Genomic DNA, 15,881 nt, shown 5'->3' with positions numbered 1-15,881 from the left:
GTCAGTCCGTCACGAAGAACAGCCCTGCACCGTAGGCGTCACGCGCGGAGACGAAGAAGCCCTCGTCGGTCGCGCGGACCGGCACACCCGCCCTCGCGATGACCTCGCGCGCGACGGCCAGATCATGCACGGCGATGGTCATGGCGGCCAGGTAGGACGGCGCGGGCGCCGCCTCGCCCGGCAATACGGCGCCTGCCTGGGACGCGCGCACCAGCTCCAGCCGTCCCGAGCCCATCTCCAACACGGTCAGCGGCCCTTTGCTCACGGCGGCCACGGCCAGGATGCGACCGTAGCGTTCGACGGTCGCGTCGAACGCGTCATCGTCCACCACGATCAGCACGGCGGCGATGGCGCGGGCGCCGTTCGGGTGCGACAGATAGCGCGGCTGGTGGACGTATTCGCGGGTGAGATGCTGCGCGACGCCCAGCAGCGCCTCCGGTGTCGACCCCGGGTCGACGTGCACGGCCCGCGCGCGCACCGTGCGGATGCCGTCCTCGGTCTCGACGTCGCGCTCCAGGTCGAGCACGCCGGTCGCGCGCACGCCCGCCGCCGTGAGCTGCCGCCGCGCCGACTCCGCGTCGCCGGTTTCGAAGTTGAGCAGGCGGAAGCCCTCGTACTCGTCGGCCATCGCCTTGGTGTGCCACGGGTCCGGCGCGGCCTCGTCCACGATGCCGAGCAGTTCGAGGTAGGAGCCGCCGAACAGCGCGCAGCGGTTGGCCGTGCATCCGGGTGTGGGCGGTTCGCCCGGTCGCGCGCTCAGCAGGTGCCTGGAGCGGGGACTCAAGGTGAAGCCGAGGTCGAGGTAGCGGCGTTCCAGACCGTCCAGATCACGAGTCAGGATTCCGGTGTGGTGGATGGCGTCGATCGGTTTCTGCACGCCGACGATGCTCGTCCGGTCCCCGGCGCGCCCGCCCGTCACCACGGGGGATCCGCCGGATTCCGACATTGCCCTACCCTGACGTGGTGGATTCGGTCAGCTTGGACGACATCGACCGAAGTTTGCTGCACGCCTTACAGCTCGATGGTCGTGCGCCGTTCAGCAGGCTCGCACCGGTGCTGGACGTTTCCGAGCGCACCCTGGCGCGCCGCTACCGGCGCCTGCTCGACACCGGAGGACTGCGGGTCACCGGGGTCGCCGATACCGGACGCGTCGGTCACGCCGAGTGGCTGGTCCGCCTGCGGGTCCGGCCGGAGGCCACCGTCGCGTTGGCCCGCGCGCTGGCCGGCCGCGCCGACACCGCCTGGGTGACGATCATCGCCGGTGGCGCCGAACTGGTCTGCTTGTTCCGCGTCCCCGGCGACGCTCCCCTTCCCGAACTCGCCCGCCACCCGGCCGTGGGGACCGTGGACGCTCACCGCGTGCTGCGGCACGTCATGCAACGCCGCTGGCAGGGCCGGATGTCGGCGCTGTCCACCGAGCAGAGCACGGCCCTGCGCGCGCCCGCTGCGGACCCACCCGCACCGGTGGCGCCGAGCGAACTGGATCAGCGCCTGATTCCCGCGTTGGCCGCCGATGGGCGGGCGACCTATCCGCGGCTCGCGCGGGCCGTCGGCTGGTCGGAATCCGCGGTGCGGCGGCGGGTCGAGGAACTGCGCGACGCCCGGGTCCTCGGTTTCGACGTCGAGATCGATCCCGCGCTGTACGGGTTCACCGTGCAGAGCCTGCTGTGGCTGACCGTCGCCCCCGCGCATCTGCTCGCCGTCGCGACCGCGCTGGCCGACGATCCGGAGGCGGCGTTCGTCGCCGCGACCACCGGACCGCACAATCTGCTGGCGTGCGTCGTCTGCCATGACGCGGACGCCCTGTTCCGCTACACCACCGAGCGGCTCGGCGCGCTGCGCGGGATAGATCGGATGGAGATCGGGCCGATCAGCGGCTACACCAAGCGCGCCGCGCCACCGCGACGCATCTGACGCACGATTGCACTCGCTGCCGAATTCGAAGGGCGACAGCTGCTTTCGCGACATCGAGTGCAGCGCGGGTTCCACGTGAATCACGGCCGCCGCCCCCTGCTGTCCATCGGCCCTCATGCTCCTGCTGCGGAGTTGTGAATCACAACAGCCGACCCGGCGCACCGGAGCGCAGGCGATTAGGGTCGTGTGGGTGACCTGGACCGTGGGCTTCGACCTCGACATGACGCTGATCGATTCCCGGCCGGGTGTCGCTCGAGCCATCGACCTGCTCGGCGCCGAGTTCGATCTGCCGCTGTGCGGGACGACGTTCGCCGATCGTCTCGGCCCTCCGCTGGCCACCCTGCTCGTCGAAGCGGGCGCGCCGGAGGAACTGGTTCCGGCCCTGGTGACCCGCTACCGAGCGCTCTATCCGACGCTCGTCTCGACCATTCCCCCGATGCCGGGCGCGCAGGCCGCGCTGGCGGCCGTCGAGGCCAACGACGGACGGGTGCTCGTGGTCACCGGCAAGCACGCTCCGCTGGCGCAGCTGCATATCGCCGAACTCGGTTGGCGCGTCGACCATCTCGCGGGTGACCTCTGGTCGGCGGGCAAGGCGGCGACGCTGCGCGAACAGGGTGCGGATCTGTTCGTCGGCGACCACGTCGGCGACATGAACGGCGCACGGGCCGCGGAGGTGTTCGCGGTGGGCGTCAGCACCGGGCCGTGCACGGCCGAGGAACTGCGCGCGGCGGGCGCGGACGTGGTGCTCACGAGCCTCACCGAGTTCCCCGCCTGGCTCGCGACCGAATTCAGGGCGGTCACCACCGGCTGACCGCGGCGTCAGCCCGTTCGGCGGCGCGCACCACCCGGAGAAGAACGCGGTGTCGAACTCGCCGCGCCGGCCGTCGCGGCGGAGATTTTGCGCCACTCGATCGAGCAGCGGAACTGGGTCGCTCCGCAGGACTCCTCCCAACTAAACTTGCGGTGCTAGTTTAACCGTCGCTAGCCTACTGCCCATGAATCTCGAACTGTCCGACGAGCAGACGGCGGCACGGCAGCTCGCGGCCGATTTCGTCGACCGGGAAATCACCCCGCACGCCGCACGGTGGGACCGCGAGGAAAGCGTGGACCGGGCGATCGTCGGCCGCCTCGGCGCCCTGGGATTCCTCGGGCTCACCATCCCCGAGCAGTACGGCGGCAGCGCGGGCGACCACCTCACCTACTGCCTGGTCCTGGAGGAGTTGGGGCGCGGCGATTCGGCCGTGCGCGGCATCGTCTCGGTCTCCCTCGGCTTGGTCGCCAAGTCGATTCATCACTTCGGCACCGAGGAGCAGAAGCAGACCTGGCTCACGCGGCTCGTCGCGGGTGAGGCGCTCGGCTGTTTCGCGCTCACCGAGCCGGGCACCGGGTCCGACGCCGCCCAGTTGCGCACCCGCGCCGTGCGCGACGGCTCGGACTGGGTTCTGTCGGGCACGAAGATGTTCATCACGAACGGCACCTGGGCCGAGGTGGCGCTGGTATTCGCGCGCACCGGCGGCGAAGGACACCGGGGCATCACTGCGTTCCTGGTGCCAACCGACTCGCCCGGATTCACCGCACGCGAGATCCACGGCAAGCTGGGGTTGCGGGGGCAGGCGACCGCCGAGCTCGTGCTCGACGGGGTGCGAGTACCCGACAGCGCCCGGCTACACGCCGAGCGCAAAGGCTTCACCGTGGCGATGGCCGCACTGGCCAAGGGCCGCATGTCGGTCGCGGCCGGATGTGTCGGCTTGGCCAAGGCGTGCCTCGACGCCGCGGTGGGCTACGCCACCCAGCGCGAACAATTCGGCAAGCCGATCGCGGCACACCAGCTCGTCCAGGAACTGCTCGCCGACATCGCGCTGGACGTGGACGCGGCGCGGCTGCTGGTGTGGCGGGTCGCCGATCTCGTCGACCGCGGCGAGGACTTCGCCGTGGCGTCCTCGCAGGCGAAACTGTTCGCTTCCGAGGCCGCGGTCCGCGCGGCCGACCGCGCGGTGCAAGTGTTCGGCGGGTACGGCTACATCGACGAGTTCCCCGTCGGCAAGTACCTCCGCGACGCCAAGGTGATGACCCTCTACGAGGGGACGAGCCAGATCCAGAAATTGCTCATCGGCCGCGCCCTCACCGGCGTCGCCGCGTTCTGACCGGAGGATATTCGATGCATCGCTTCACCGATCGGGTCGCCGTCGTCACCGGCGCGGCCCAAGGTATCGGCGCGGCCACCGCGCTGCGCCTGGCCCGCGAGGGCGCGGCCGTCGCCGTCCTGGACCGCAACGCCCCCGACGAGACCGCCGCGCAGATCACGGCGGCGGGCGGCGTGGCGCGCAGTTACGTCTGCGACGTCACCGAGCGCGAATCGGTGCAGACCGTGTTCGACCGCGTCGCCACCGATTTGGGCAGCCCGCAGATCTTGGTGAACAACGCGGGCATCACCCGCGACGACCTGTTCTTCCGCCTGTCCGAGCAGGACTGGAACGCGGTGCTCGCCGTGAATCTGACCGGCGCCTACCACTGTGCGCAGGTCGCCCAAAGATTCATGGTGGCCCAGCGTTACGGCAGGATCGTGTCGCTGTCGAGCCGGTCGGCGCTCGGCAATCGCGGCCAGGCCAATTACGCGGCCGCCAAAGCGGGCATCCAGGGATTGACCGCGACCCTCGCCCTCGAACTCGGCCCGTACGGCGTCACCGTCAACGCGGTGGCGCCCGGTTACATCGCCACGGCCATGACCGCCGCCACGGCGAACCGCGTCGGCATGAACGCCGAGGACCACCAGAAGGCCGCCGCGGAACGTACCCCGCTGGGCCGGGTGGGCCAGCCGGAGGAGGTCGCCGCGGTGATCGCCTTCCTCGCCAGCGACGAGGCCGGCTACGTCAGCGGCCAGACGCTGTACGTCAACGGCGGCGCCCGCTGACCGACGCCGATCGCTCGGCCACAGCGATCGGAAAGCAACGCGATGGGTAGCTCACTCCAGGTGGAATAACAGGATTTGAGACGCACGTGTCGGGTGTTGGAGTAACCGGCCCGTTAACTCGAGCCGCTGTCTGGTCGATCTATTACTGTGACCGACATCGGATTCTCTATTTTCGGGGGTTTCACATGCTGATATTCGGCTGGCAGAGGCGTATCCACACGCTCGTCATGATCACTTTGGTCTGCGGCCGCTGCGGCAATCCCGCCGCACACGCGCTGCGCAAACTCGTCACCAAGTTCACGCTCTTCTTCATCCCGCTCATCCCACTGAGCACCAAGCACTACCTGGAATGCACCTGGTGCGGCGCATCGTCACCGATCGCCGCACCCCAGATCCCCGACCTGCTCGCCCGGGCCGACGCCGGAGCCATGGGCCCCGGCCAGTCGGCCCCCGGCGGCCCCAACGCGCACCGGCAGCAGGCCGCCCTCAGCGCACCCAGCCCCCAAGGGCAGCAGCAACCCGCCTTCGGCGCACCCAACGCCCCATGGCAGCAGCAGCCCGCTCCCGGTGCGCCCAACGCCCACTCGCCGCAGCCCACCCGCACCCCCAACGCCTACTGGCAGCAGCGCTGACCCGAGCAACGCACGCTGCCCCACGGCAGTTCGCGCCGCAGCAACCTGGTCAGCCGGTACGCCGGCCGGCCAGGTGGTGCGTCCGGAGACGGCGTACCAGGTCCATCAGTGCCTGGAGCTGCGATACCGACCCGGCGACGACCGCCTGCGGCATTATCGAGATGTGGATCGAACCGAGCTGGCCGCGTTGCTCAAACAGGCACGCGACCGCGTGCGTCCGGGCGATGTCGGCCTGCCCGCGGGCCCGCGCAGACAGGTGCCGGGGCTGCGCCGCGAAGAGGTCGCCCAGCTGGCCGGGGTCAGCGTCGATTACATCGTGCGCCTGGAGCAGGGGCGCGGGCCGCGTCCGTCCAGCTCGGTGCTGGCCGCGCTCGCCCGCGCCCTGCGGCTCAACGACGAAGATCGCGCCTTGCTGTTCCAGTTCGCGGGCGCGGCTCCCCCGCAGCAGGGCCGCATCGATATGGTGGTGCGGCCGAGCGTCTTACGTCTGCTGGACCGGATGGCGGACCTGCCCGCACTGGTGCTGTCGGCGAAAGCCGATGTGCTGGCATGGAATCCGATGGCGACCGCGCTGCTGGGCGATTTCTCCGCATGGCCGCCCGCCCAGCGCAACATCATCTGGCAGCGTTTCCTCGGCACCGAGCCGGGTCGGGTCGCGATGACGCCCGCCGAAGCCGAAAATGCCGCGTCCTTCTCGGTCGCCGGCCTGCGCAGCGCCCGCGCACGCTACCCGGACGATCCCGGCCTCCTGCGCTTGGTCTCCGAACTCCGTTCGCGCAGTCCACGATTCGAGCAGTTGTGGACCGCGCGACGATCCGGGCAGTGGCGCAATGCGACCAAGACGATCGACCACCCTGATTTCGGATCCCTGCGGCTGGACTGCGACACCTTGCTGGTCCCGGACACCGACCAAGCCGTCGTGGTCTACTCGGCGGCGCCCGGGAGCCGGGAAGCTTCGGCGCTGGAGGTGTTGCGGGTGACCGGGACCCAAGGGTTCCCGACGGCGGATCCCTCCGGGTAGCTACCACTCGACCAGGCCGTCCGTCAGCACCAGCAGCGTGTCCGCGTCGCCGGGCGCCCGCGCAGCTCCCGCGGACGCCCTTCGGTGCGGAATCGCCGCATCTGCTCCCGGGTCTTCTCGCTCGACGTCGAGCTGTCCCGCTGCGGCCGGCAGACCATGGACGCACAGACCGGGCAAGGGCGCGATGTTCGGTTCGTCCTCGCTGGGTACGACTGTGAAGTGGTCCGACGGAGTGAAGCGCTCGAGGGCGGCACGGCGTTCCTGGCTACCGCGGTGGCCGGGCTGCTGCTGGTCGTGCCGCTCAGCTACGGCCGGACCTGCCTTTGCACGCCCTACCAGGTCAACCGGCTGGTCCTCAGCGTGCCCCGCGAGGCGGCGATCGGGGTGCTGGTCGCGGCGGTCACGGCCGTGGTGGCGGTCAGTCTGGCCCGCTCTCGTACCGCGTGGTGGATCGCGCTGGGAGCCACACTGCTGCTGTTGATCACCCACACCATCGAAGCGCACAGCGCCTCACCGGACATCTTGACGACCGCGGCATACCTCGACGCGATCGGCAGTGGAATCCTGCTCGGCGCGACGGGCGTGGCGGTACTCGGCCGCCGCATTCCCGCGACCGGTTTCGTCCTGGGCGGCGTGGGCGGTTTCGTCGTCATCACGCTCTCGCAGGCCTCGGGCCTGCTGGGGAATCCGCATCGCGCGACGTCCGAACCGCACGTGTGGTCGGTATTCGGAACGCAGCCCCTCTGGTTGCTCGCGGCGGTGGTCGTGCTGATCCTGGCGTGTCAGCTGGTCACGCGAGAACGGTTCGCGCCGGAACCGATCTACCCGGAGCTGCCGCTCAGCCCCGTGATCGCCGCGATCGTGCTGGTGATGACGGAGCTGGCCGTCGCGCAGTGGCGCTTCCGCCACGACGACGGCGGCGTCGAACTGCTCGTGACGGCACTGTGTACGCTGCTGGCCGCGACCGTCGCGGCATGGCTGCTGCCGCGCCGGGACGGGATCGCGATCTACCTCGCGGTCGCGCTCAGCGCCACCGGCAGCGCGGTGGGCAACGGGCCGCGACCGGCATGGAGCGTGCCACTGCTGCTGGGGCTGATCGTGCTGGGCTACCTGGCCGGAACCCGAACATGGAATCGGCCGTCCGGAACCCGGTCGTCGAAGCCGCCGGCCCGAAGCCGTTTACCGAATCCGCTGGTCGGCGTTGGATTGCTCGCGGCTGTCGCGTTATTCGCAGCCACCGCTCCGGCAGGTGGCGTGCGCAACTTCACCACGGCCGCGCTCGCCGTCGCCGCGGGGTACTGCGCGGCCTTCATCCGGCCGCGAACCGCGGGCAGCATCCTGGCGATCGCGGTCCTCTGGCGGCCGTCCACCGTGGCACCGATTCGTACCGAGTCATTCGACTGGACGATGGTTCCGCCGCGGTATCTCGGCGACTGGGGCCCGCTCACCGTGGTCTCCGGTTCGGGATGGGCGGCATTCGCCATCGTGGCCGGCTGTGCGATCGGCCTCGTCATCCGTGCCGTGCCGAGGAAAGCCCCCGCTCGGATCACCGTGCTACGGCCGCAGCGCCGATACGGCCTGATCAACGGACAGGTGATCCCCAAGCGGTGGCAGCGGCTCGAGCCGAGCTCGCCGAACCGAGTTGCCCGGCGCACGTTGTGGGTAGCGCGAAAACATGGCGGCCACAACGTTTCATGACCGGCACGACGCAGGCCGATGGTCGACGTCGCAGGCAAGACGGTGATCGCGGTGGATACCTATCCGTATGCCGTCGGAGCGGTCCACGGGCCGTGATCTGGCACCAGTCGACCGAGCGGCATTTGCGGCTGGGGCGGGGCGGGCGGAAGGAATCGCAGAATCCCGGAGAAACCCTGGAATCCACCGGGTATGGGCACCTCCGCCGGAATATCGGGTGCCCTGCTCGACGCAGGCTGCGCGGTTGCGGGCGCGGCGCTGAGCACTGCCGCGGCGGCCAGGGCGGCAGCGCCCGCCGCGACGGCCTGCCACGAACTTCGGTGCGAGCGTCGATCAGATCGAATATCGGCGTCGAACGCCATGGCGCGGTCCTCCGATCTCCGTCGGCAGGCCCGGCGCGACCCATGGGGTGCCACAGGGACGTCACCGAGCCTCGAAATGATTCGATACACCACGGTGCTGTCGGTCCACTGGATCCGGCAGTCATGCTTCCGCAGGAAATCGGAGAGCCCCAACGAGACACGCCCACTGGCGATAACGAAACGATCACAACCGTCTTGCCGCGTCAAAGGGGTGCCCGCTCGCCGTGCGGCAAGCGGGCACGCCGAAGCGACCGTCGTCACGCCTGACGGACGCGTCTGTCAGGCTTTGGCCTGCGCCGACGAGCGAGCCGGATTGGCCTGGTCGGCCGCCTTCGGGTCGCGTTCGTCCTGCTTCGCGCGCACCCCGGCCTCGACCCGGTCGCCGAGATTCTTGTCGACGTTGCGCCAGTACTCGAACGCTCGCTCCAGCACGGGCGCGGAGACACCGTTCAGCAGGTGTCCGACGATGTTGTCCACCAGCCGCTCGCGCGCCGCGTCGTCGAGCACGTCGCGGACCATGGTCCCGGCTTGACCCCAATCGTCGTCGTCCCGGTGCATGGTGTACGCCGAGCGCACGAGTTCGCCGTCGGCGTACCAGGTCGCGGGCGGGCCCGCGGCGGCGGGATCGGCGTGCGGGCCACCCTTCGAATTCGGCACATAGACCGGATCGCCCGGGTTGTGGTGGCGCAGCGCGCCGTCCTTGCTGTTCGAACGGACGGTGGTGGCGTGCGGCGTATTGACCGGCACCTCCTTGTAATTGGCGCCGATGCGGTACCGGTGGGCGTCGGGGTAGGAGAACCAGCGGGCCATCAGCATCTTGTCCGGGCTCGGGCCGGTGCCCGGCACCGAATTGCTCGGCTCGAACGCCGCCTGCTCGATCTCGGTGTGGTAGTCCGCCGGGTTGCGGTTGAGGGTCATCTTGCCGACATCGATCAGCGGATAGTCGCCGTGCGGCCACACCTTCGTGAGGTCGAAGGGGTTGAACCGGTAGGTCTTCGCCTCTTCGAACGGCATGATCTGCATCTTCAGCGTCCAGCTCGGATAGTTGCCGCCTTCGATCGACTCCCACAGGTCGCGCGTGTGGTAATCGGTGTCCATCGAGGCCATCTGATCGCCTTCGTGCTGGGTGAAGAACTCGATGCCCTGATCGGTCTTGAAGTGGTACTTGACCCAGAACCGTTCCCCGGCGGCGTTCACCCACATATAGGTGTGACTGGAATAGCCGTTCATGTGCCGCCAGGTGCGGGGGATGCCGCGGTCGCCCATCAACCAGGTCACCTGGTGGGCGGATTCGGGCGAGAGCGTCCAGAAGTCCCACTGCATGTCGTGGTCGCGCAGATTGTTGTCGGCGCGGCGCTTCTGGGAACGGATGAAATCCTGGAACTTCATCGGGTCGCGGACGAAGAAGATCGGCGTGTTGTTGGCGACCATGTCGAAATTGCCCTGCTCGGTGTAGAACTTCAGGGCGAACCCGCGCGGATCCCGCCAGGTGTCCGGGCTGCCGCGCTCGCCCGCCACGGTGGAGAACCGCGCCAGCATCTCGGTCTTCTTGCCCGGCTGGAACACGTCGGCCATCGTGTAGGCGCTCACGTCGTGGGTAACCTCGAAGACGCCGAACGCGCCGCCGCCCTTCGCGTGCGGCTGACGCTCGGGCACCCGTTCGCGGTTGAACGCCGCCATCTTCTCGATCAGATACCAGTCCTGCAGCAGGATCGGTCCATCCGGACCGACGGTCAGCGAATGCTCGTCACTGGGAACCGGGATTCCGGCGTCGTCGGTGGTGTAGTTCGGAACAGGCATTTCTCTCCTCTCCTCCGAGCACGGGCGGAAAGCCCGGCGACGAACCGTCGGGACGAGCGGCGCGGTACCGCGGTGCGTGGCGGCGATGGTTCACGGGGTCGGCGGGCCGGCTGATGCCGGTCGGCTCTCGGAGCCGGACTGCCGGCCGAGGAGCGCGGCCCTCGCCGACCGAATGCCGCGATGGCCCTTCCGTCGGTTCTGTCGATCGACTTCCCAGGGGCCCGGTCCTCAAACTATCGCTGACCGGGGCAGCCGCCGTAAAAGCGGCGGCGGACGCGACCGGTTCGCGGAGGCCGTCGGCCGCGAAACGGCGCGTGTTGCGGGCTGACCGGAATTCCGGTCTTCGTTGGGTAGATTCCCCCGCGATGTCCAGAATCCCTGCCCCGTCGGGTGCGAACGAAGTGACCGATCCCGCGGTTCCCGCCTCGATGGTCGGGCGCCGGTATCGCAGCGGCGATCACTATGAGGTCGGTCGCGAGAAGATCCGCGAGTACGCCCGCGCGGTGCGCAATCATCATCCCGCGCACTGGTCGGAGGACGCCGCCGCAGACCTCGGCTACGACGGCCTGCTCGCTCCCCCGACCTTCGGGGCGGTGCCCGGCTACCTCGCCTACGCCGAAGTGTTCGACACGATGCTGCCCGGCTACGACCTGAGCCGGACCATTCAGACCGATCAGATGATCGAATTCCACCGCCCGCTCCTGGCCGGCGACCGGATCGGCTTCGAGATGTGCCTGGACTCGTTCCGGCACGCGTTCGGCGGCGATCTGATCGGGCTTCGCCAGACCATGCTGGACCAGGACGATCGGCCCGTCCTCACGTCTCGGACCAGTTTGGTCGGACGGTCCGACGAGGCTCTTCCGCCGTGGTTCGACGCGGTCGTGATGCACGGCGCGCGCCCGGAAGCCCAGCGGGCTCGCCGGGCGCCGCAGCCGCGATACGTGGGAAACGGCACCGAGCCGGTGAGCGAGGCGCGCACCGCGCCCGCGGGCCCGCGGCTGCGCCGGTTCGACGCGGTGGCTGCCGGGGCGGAGCTTCCCCCGCGCACCCTCACGGTCAGCCGGGGCGACCTGGTGAACTACGCCGGAGTCGCCGGCGACCCCAATCCCATCCATTGGAGTACCGAGACGGCCGCGCGAATGGGGCTGGAAACCGTTGTCGCCCAGGGCATGTACACTATCGGCCTCAGTGTGGACTTGATCACGTCGTGGTTGGGCGACCCCACCGGCCTGCGCTCCTACAACGTGCGCCTGACCAATCCCGTCCACGTAGGCGTGACCGGCGGCAGCATCGAATTCTCGGGCCGGGTGAAACACCTGGACGCGCAGACCCGCACCGCCACCCTCGCGATCACCGCCGAGCACGACGGACGCAGGATCTTCGGCCGCGCGACGGCCGAGGTCGTCCTCGCGTGATCCCAGCAGCTGTTCGCGGCACCGGAATCGTGTGTTTGGTCCGGAGACGCCGGGGCACGTTGGAGTACGGAGCGCGCGACCGCCGGGATCGGCGGATGCGAACTCGGCACCCGATCGAGTGGGCAGCAGGCCCGCTCGCACCCGAAAGGACCGGTATCTGTCGTGGTTGTGCTTCTTGCTGTGATCGGCTCGGCTTCCCTTGCCGTCATCGCGATCCATGCCACGGTCGTCGCACGCAGCTTGGCGGAACTTCGCTCCCCGCGCCGCGCCGGCGCAGCGCGGGAGGACGTGCGGGACACCGCGCGGCTCACGGGCACCTCGGTCTGATTCTCGGCGGCACCGTTCGCCGTCCTTCCCTTCCACACAGGTCAACGCCTTATGTCTCGATCGGATAAAAGATCCGATACGATCTTGGCTGGCTCTCGGTCCAGCAAACGGCCGCTGAGACAGTCGGCGTGCGCTCGTGCCGCCCCTTGGTGATCGGAGACCGGGTTGTCGGTGTCGGCCGACGTCGGCAGTAGTGCTGCCATTCGATCCGCCACAACTGGACCCGCGACCGGTGGTTTCCGTGCGGCGTGACGGTACGGACGACGATCCCGAGGTGATCGTGAACGCGGATTGGCCGTGGCAGCAACCTTCGGTGCTGCTGATCGAGGACGATCCCGGGGACGCGCTGCTGGTGGAGGAACTGGTCGTGGACGGCGCCCCCGGCCTGCGGCTGCACTGGGTCCGGTCACTGGCGGAGGCCGCCGAGCATCTGGCCGCGGCGGAACCCGATTGCGTGCTGCTGGACCTGCACCTCCCCGATGCCCAAGGGCTCGAGGCGGTGGACCGCATCCGCCAGCACACCGATCAGGTCGCGATCGTGGTGATGACCGGCCTCGACCAGGAGCAGACCGGTTTGGCCGCGGTCGCGGCGGGAGCCCAGGACTACCTGGTCAAAGGGCGGGTCGAGCCCGAACTGTTCGGGCGCGCCGTGCGCTACGCGATTCAGCGCAAGCAGGCCGAGCGCACCAGCGCGGCGTTGCAGGCGAGCAACATGCGGGCACAGGAGAACGCGCGCCTGGAACGAGGCCTGCTGCCCACCCCACTGCTGCGCGAACAGCGCGTAGTGGACGTGGTGGCGCGCTACCGTCCCGGCCGGGCGCATTCACTGCTGGGCGGCGATTTCTATGACGTGGTGCAGGACGCGGACGGCACCGTGCACGCCGTCATCGGTGACGTGTCCGGACACGGGCCCGACGAGGCGGCTACCGGTGTGGCGTTGCGCCTGGCCTGGCGCACCCTGGTGCTGAGCGGGGTGACCGGCGACCGGCAGCTGCGGCTGCTCGAACAGGTCCTGCTGGCCGAACGCACCCGCAGGCAGACCTTCGCGACGGTCACGAGCCTGATGTTGCACCCCGGCCGGCGGCGCGCGCAGGTATTGCGGGCCGGGCACCCCGGGATGCTGCTGCGCTCGGCCACCGAGCTGACCTGGGTGGAGGTCCCCGGCGGGCCCGCGCTCGGCTTCCTTCCCGGACGCGCCGAATGGCCCGTCCACGACCTCGACCTGCCGCTGGGCTCCGGGCTGATGGTGTTCACCGACGGGCTGTTCGAGGGTCGAGTCGGCACGGACCAGGAACGACTCGGCGAGCAGGGCCTGATGGAGGTCGCGCGCGCCGTCCGAGCCGCCGATCCCGACTGGTTCGTCGACGAGCTGATCGGACGGGTCGAGTCGCTGGCGAGCGCATCGGGTGGTTTGGACGACGATGTCGCGATCCTGTATCTGGGGTGGAACCGCGACGATCGAGAACAGGACGAAAAGCGATGACCACCGAGACCGGCCGGACGCCCCTGAGCGCGCGGTTGACCGCCCAGGCCTGGTTCCAGCTGGTGTTGGCCGCGATGGTGCTGGTGGTGATCATCGGCACCGTGGCGGGCGCCCAGGTGATCGCCCAGACCAACCGGGTGACCGATCGGTTGCTGGACAAATCCATGCCCGCGGCGACGGAGGCCTACCGGTTGCAAAGCGCACTGGTGGATCAGGAGACCGGTCTGCGCGGCTACGGGATCACCGCCGACCCGCAGTTTCTGCAGCCCTACCGCGACGGCACCCGGGACGAGTCCCAATCGGTCGCCCGCCTGCGGGAGTTGCTCGCCGACCGGCAACCACTGCTCGACGAACTCGACGCCGTGGAGGCCGCCGCGTGGCGGTGGCGCACCGAGTACGCCGAGCCGCTGGTCGCGGCGCTGGCTTCCGGCTCGGCCCGTGGCAGCGATCCCGCCACCCCGACCCGCGGTAAACCGCTGTTCGACGAACTGCGCGCGCGCTTCGAAATCCAGAACAACAGCCTCGCGGCGGCCATCGCGCGTGACGAAGAGCAGCTCGCGCACACCCGCGCGGTCCGGGACGCGGTGCTGGCCGGGATGGTCATCGCGTTCCTGCTGACCGGCGTGCTGCTGACCGTGCTGGTCCGGCGCCTGATCGCCCGCCCGCTCAGCTATCTGACGGATGCGTCGTTGCGGGTCGCGGGCGGCGACTTCGATCATCACATCGACGCGCACGGCCCGGCCGATCTCGCGAGCGTCGCGAACGCGGTGGAGGGCATGCGCCGCCGCATCGTCGCCGAGCTGAGTTCCTCGCGGGCCCAGGAAGCCGTGCTCGCCGAGCAGAAGACCGATCTGGACTTGCAGGCCGAGGAGCTGCGCCGGTCCAATACCGAGCTGGAGCAGTTCGCCTACGTCGCCTCGCACGATCTGCAGGAGCCGCTGCGCAAGGTGGCGGCGTTCTGCCAGCTGCTGGAGAAGCGGTACGGCGACCAGCTCGACGAGCGCGGCAAGCAGTACATCGACTTCGCCGTCGACGGCGCCAAACGGATGCAGGTGCTGATCAACGATCTGCTCACCTTCTCCCGCGTGGGCCGGATCACCGACCGCAACGTCCCGACCGGCCTCGGCCAGACCCTGGACAAGGCGCTGACCAATCTCTCCGCGGCGATCGACGACACCGGCGCGCTCGTCCGGCGCCCGGACGAGCTTCCCGAGATCATCGGCGATCCAACACTGCTGACGATGCTCTGGCAGAACCTGATCGGCAACGCCGTCAAGTTCCGCGAACCCGACCGCGACCCGGAGATCGAGATCACCTGCGAACAGGCCGAGCACAGCAGTGGCTGGCTGCTGTCGGTCTCCGACAACGGCATCGGGATCGCACCCGAATTCGCCGAGAAGGTGTTCGTGATCTTCCAGCGCCTGCACAATCGGGAGGAGTACAGCGGAACCGGCATCGGGCTGGCCGTCTGCAAGAAGATCGTGGAGTACCACGGCGGCCGGATCTGGATCGACACCGAGTACACCGCGGGCACCCGCTTCTGCTTCACGCTGCGCGCCGCCGATGCCGACAGCGCCGCCCGTACCGCCGACGCCCCCGCTCACGAAGGAGTCACCGCATGACCAATCCCGGCCGGCCCATCGACATCCTGCTCGTCGAAGACGACCCGGGCGACGAGCTGATGACGCGAGAGGCCTTCGAGGACAACAAGATCGGTAACAACCTGCACGTGGCCCGGGACGGCGAGGAGGCCCTCGACTTCCTCTACCGCCAAGGGGCGCACGCGGACGCGCCCCAACCGGACCTGATCCTGCTCGACCTCAACCTGCCCAAGTACGACGGCAGGCAGGTGCTGGAGAAGATCAAGGCCGATCCCGATCTGTCGCACATTCCGGTCGTGGTGCTGACCACTTCCGCGGCCGAAGAGGACATACTGCGCAGCTACCGGCTGCACGCCAACGCCTACGTCACCAAACCGGTCGACCTCGACCAGTTCGTCGCCGCCATCAAGCAGATCGACGATTTCTTCGTCCAGGTCGTCCGGCTCCCCCGTCAGAGCCAGTAGCGTCCGCAGGCCCGACACCGCGTCGTCGCGACTGCGGCACAGCGCTTTACGGGATCGCCGCACGCGGGGCGGGGCGGGGTTGCCACGAGCGGAACCGCGGAAGTGAATGCCGGTTGATCGACTGGGTATAGCTTCGGGGAGCATGGCACACGCACGGCGAACACGGCAGCCGAGCCCGACGACGGCCCGCGTGCTCGTCGTGGCGCGGATACAGCGCACCGATCCCCGACAGGGAGGTAACGAGGTGACGGCGCAT

General features: G+C 69.2%; 14 protein-coding genes. 12 read left to right on the top strand and 2 right to left on the bottom strand.

The window, feature by feature from the left end:
• Window position 1 precedes the first annotated feature (1 nt).
• Window positions 2-946 carry a VOC family protein gene (locus ON19_RS14380; RefSeq protein ID WP_043691399.1) on the bottom strand — a complete coding sequence of 315 codons (945 nt, stop codon included), beginning with the start codon at window positions 944-946 and terminating at the stop codon, window positions 2-4.
• A gap of 17 nt (window positions 947-963) precedes the next feature.
• Between ON19_RS14380 and ON19_RS14375 the strand changes: the two genes are divergently transcribed.
• The 7 genes from ON19_RS14375 (at window position 964) to ON19_RS14345 (ending at window position 8,176) form a co-directional block, all read left to right on the top strand.
• Window positions 964-1,914, top strand: coding sequence for an Lrp/AsnC family transcriptional regulator (locus ON19_RS14375; protein ID WP_043691613.1), 951 nt, complete (start codon window positions 964-966; stop codon window positions 1,912-1,914).
• 190 nt (window positions 1,915-2,104) lie between these two features.
• Window positions 2,105-2,725 (top strand): HAD family hydrolase, encoded by a 621-nt coding sequence (locus ON19_RS14370; protein WP_043691610.1) that lies wholly within the window; start codon window positions 2,105-2,107, stop codon window positions 2,723-2,725.
• 184 nt (window positions 2,726-2,909) lie between these two features.
• Window positions 2,910-4,058 carry an acyl-CoA dehydrogenase family protein gene (locus ON19_RS14365; RefSeq protein WP_043691396.1) on the top strand — a complete coding sequence of 383 codons (1,149 nt, stop codon included), beginning with the start codon at window positions 2,910-2,912 and terminating at the stop codon, window positions 4,056-4,058.
• Between the two features lie 14 nt (window positions 4,059-4,072).
• Window positions 4,073-4,825, top strand: a complete 753-nt coding sequence (fabG, locus tag ON19_RS14360; RefSeq protein WP_043691395.1) for a 3-oxoacyl-ACP reductase FabG — start codon at window positions 4,073-4,075, stop codon at window positions 4,823-4,825.
• Between the two features lie 227 nt (window positions 4,826-5,052).
• The gene (locus tag ON19_RS41865; protein ID WP_218006412.1) at window positions 5,053-5,457 is read left to right on the top strand and encodes a zinc-ribbon domain-containing protein; all 405 of its coding nucleotides are present in this window, start codon (window positions 5,053-5,055) and stop codon (window positions 5,455-5,457) included.
• 163 nt (window positions 5,458-5,620) lie between these two features.
• Window positions 5,621-6,478: a helix-turn-helix transcriptional regulator gene (locus ON19_RS14350; RefSeq protein WP_043691393.1), complete on the top strand. Its 858-nt coding sequence runs from the start codon at window positions 5,621-5,623 to the stop codon at window positions 6,476-6,478.
• A gap of 219 nt (window positions 6,479-6,697) precedes the next feature.
• Window positions 6,698-8,176: a hypothetical protein gene (locus ON19_RS14345; protein WP_157229699.1), complete on the top strand. Its 1,479-nt coding sequence runs from the start codon at window positions 6,698-6,700 to the stop codon at window positions 8,174-8,176.
• A 638-nt stretch (window positions 8,177-8,814) separates the two neighbouring features.
• Here the strand turns inward: ON19_RS14345 and ON19_RS14340 are convergent.
• On the bottom strand, window positions 8,815-10,335 hold the full coding sequence (locus ON19_RS14340) for a catalase (RefSeq protein WP_043691389.1): 1,521 nt from the start codon (window positions 10,333-10,335) through the stop codon (window positions 8,815-8,817).
• A gap of 365 nt (window positions 10,336-10,700) precedes the next feature.
• Between ON19_RS14340 and ON19_RS14335 the strand changes: the two genes are divergently transcribed.
• The 5 genes from ON19_RS14335 (at window position 10,701) to ON19_RS14320 (ending at window position 15,625) form a co-directional block, all read left to right on the top strand.
• On the top strand, window positions 10,701-11,750 hold the full coding sequence (locus ON19_RS14335; RefSeq protein ID WP_043691387.1) for a fused (3R)-hydroxyacyl-ACP dehydratase subunits HadA/HadB: 1,050 nt from the start codon (window positions 10,701-10,703) through the stop codon (window positions 11,748-11,750).
• A gap of 162 nt (window positions 11,751-11,912) precedes the next feature.
• On the top strand, window positions 11,913-12,077 hold the full coding sequence (locus tag ON19_RS41860) for a hypothetical protein (RefSeq protein ID WP_157229698.1): 165 nt from the start codon (window positions 11,913-11,915) through the stop codon (window positions 12,075-12,077).
• A gap of 241 nt (window positions 12,078-12,318) precedes the next feature.
• Window positions 12,319-13,560, top strand: a complete 1,242-nt coding sequence (locus ON19_RS14330; RefSeq protein WP_051168870.1) for a PP2C family protein-serine/threonine phosphatase — start codon at window positions 12,319-12,321, stop codon at window positions 13,558-13,560.
• Window positions 13,557-15,182, top strand: a complete 1,626-nt coding sequence (locus ON19_RS14325) for a sensor histidine kinase (RefSeq protein ID WP_051168860.1) — start codon at window positions 13,557-13,559, stop codon at window positions 15,180-15,182. The genes ON19_RS14330 and ON19_RS14325 overlap by 4 nt, the downstream gene beginning before the upstream one ends.
• The gene (locus ON19_RS14320) at window positions 15,179-15,625 is read left to right on the top strand and encodes a response regulator (RefSeq protein WP_043691385.1); all 447 of its coding nucleotides are present in this window, start codon (window positions 15,179-15,181) and stop codon (window positions 15,623-15,625) included. Before ON19_RS14325 ends, ON19_RS14320 begins: the two co-directional genes overlap by 4 nt.
• Window positions 15,626-15,881: the final 256 nt, after the last annotated feature.

Origin of the sequence: Nocardia abscessus NBRC 100374 (genome assembly GCF_000308455.1) — a bacterium.
In the GTDB taxonomy this organism is placed as follows: Bacteria; Actinomycetota; Actinomycetes; order Mycobacteriales; family Mycobacteriaceae; genus Nocardia; species Nocardia abscessus.
Note: the sequence above shows the minus strand (reverse complement) of the source record. Positions and strands in the feature narration are given on the sequence as shown.

What these genes read in the sequence shown, in the direction of transcription:
- ON19_RS14325 (WP_051168860.1), top strand. Translation starts at nt 13,557, where the DNA reads ATGACCACCGAGACCGGCCGGACGCCCCTGAGCGCGCGGTTGACCGCC.
- fabG (WP_043691395.1), top strand. Translation starts at nt 4,073, where the DNA reads ATGCATCGCTTCACCGATCGGGTCGCCGTCGTCACCGGCGCGGCCCAA.
- ON19_RS14365 (WP_043691396.1), top strand. Translation starts at nt 2,910, where the DNA reads ATGAATCTCGAACTGTCCGACGAGCAGACGGCGGCACGGCAGCTCGCG.
- ON19_RS14320 (WP_043691385.1), top strand. Translation starts at nt 15,179, where the DNA reads ATGACCAATCCCGGCCGGCCCATCGACATCCTGCTCGTCGAAGACGAC.
- ON19_RS14380 (WP_043691399.1), bottom strand. Translation starts at nt 946, where the DNA reads ATGTCGGAATCCGGCGGATCCCCCGTGGTGACGGGCGGGCGCGCCGGG.
- ON19_RS41865 (WP_218006412.1), top strand. Translation starts at nt 5,053, where the DNA reads ATGATCACTTTGGTCTGCGGCCGCTGCGGCAATCCCGCCGCACACGCG.
- ON19_RS14335 (WP_043691387.1), top strand. Translation starts at nt 10,701, where the DNA reads ATGTCCAGAATCCCTGCCCCGTCGGGTGCGAACGAAGTGACCGATCCC.
- ON19_RS14340 (WP_043691389.1), bottom strand. Translation starts at nt 10,335, where the DNA reads ATGCCTGTTCCGAACTACACCACCGACGACGCCGGAATCCCGGTTCCC.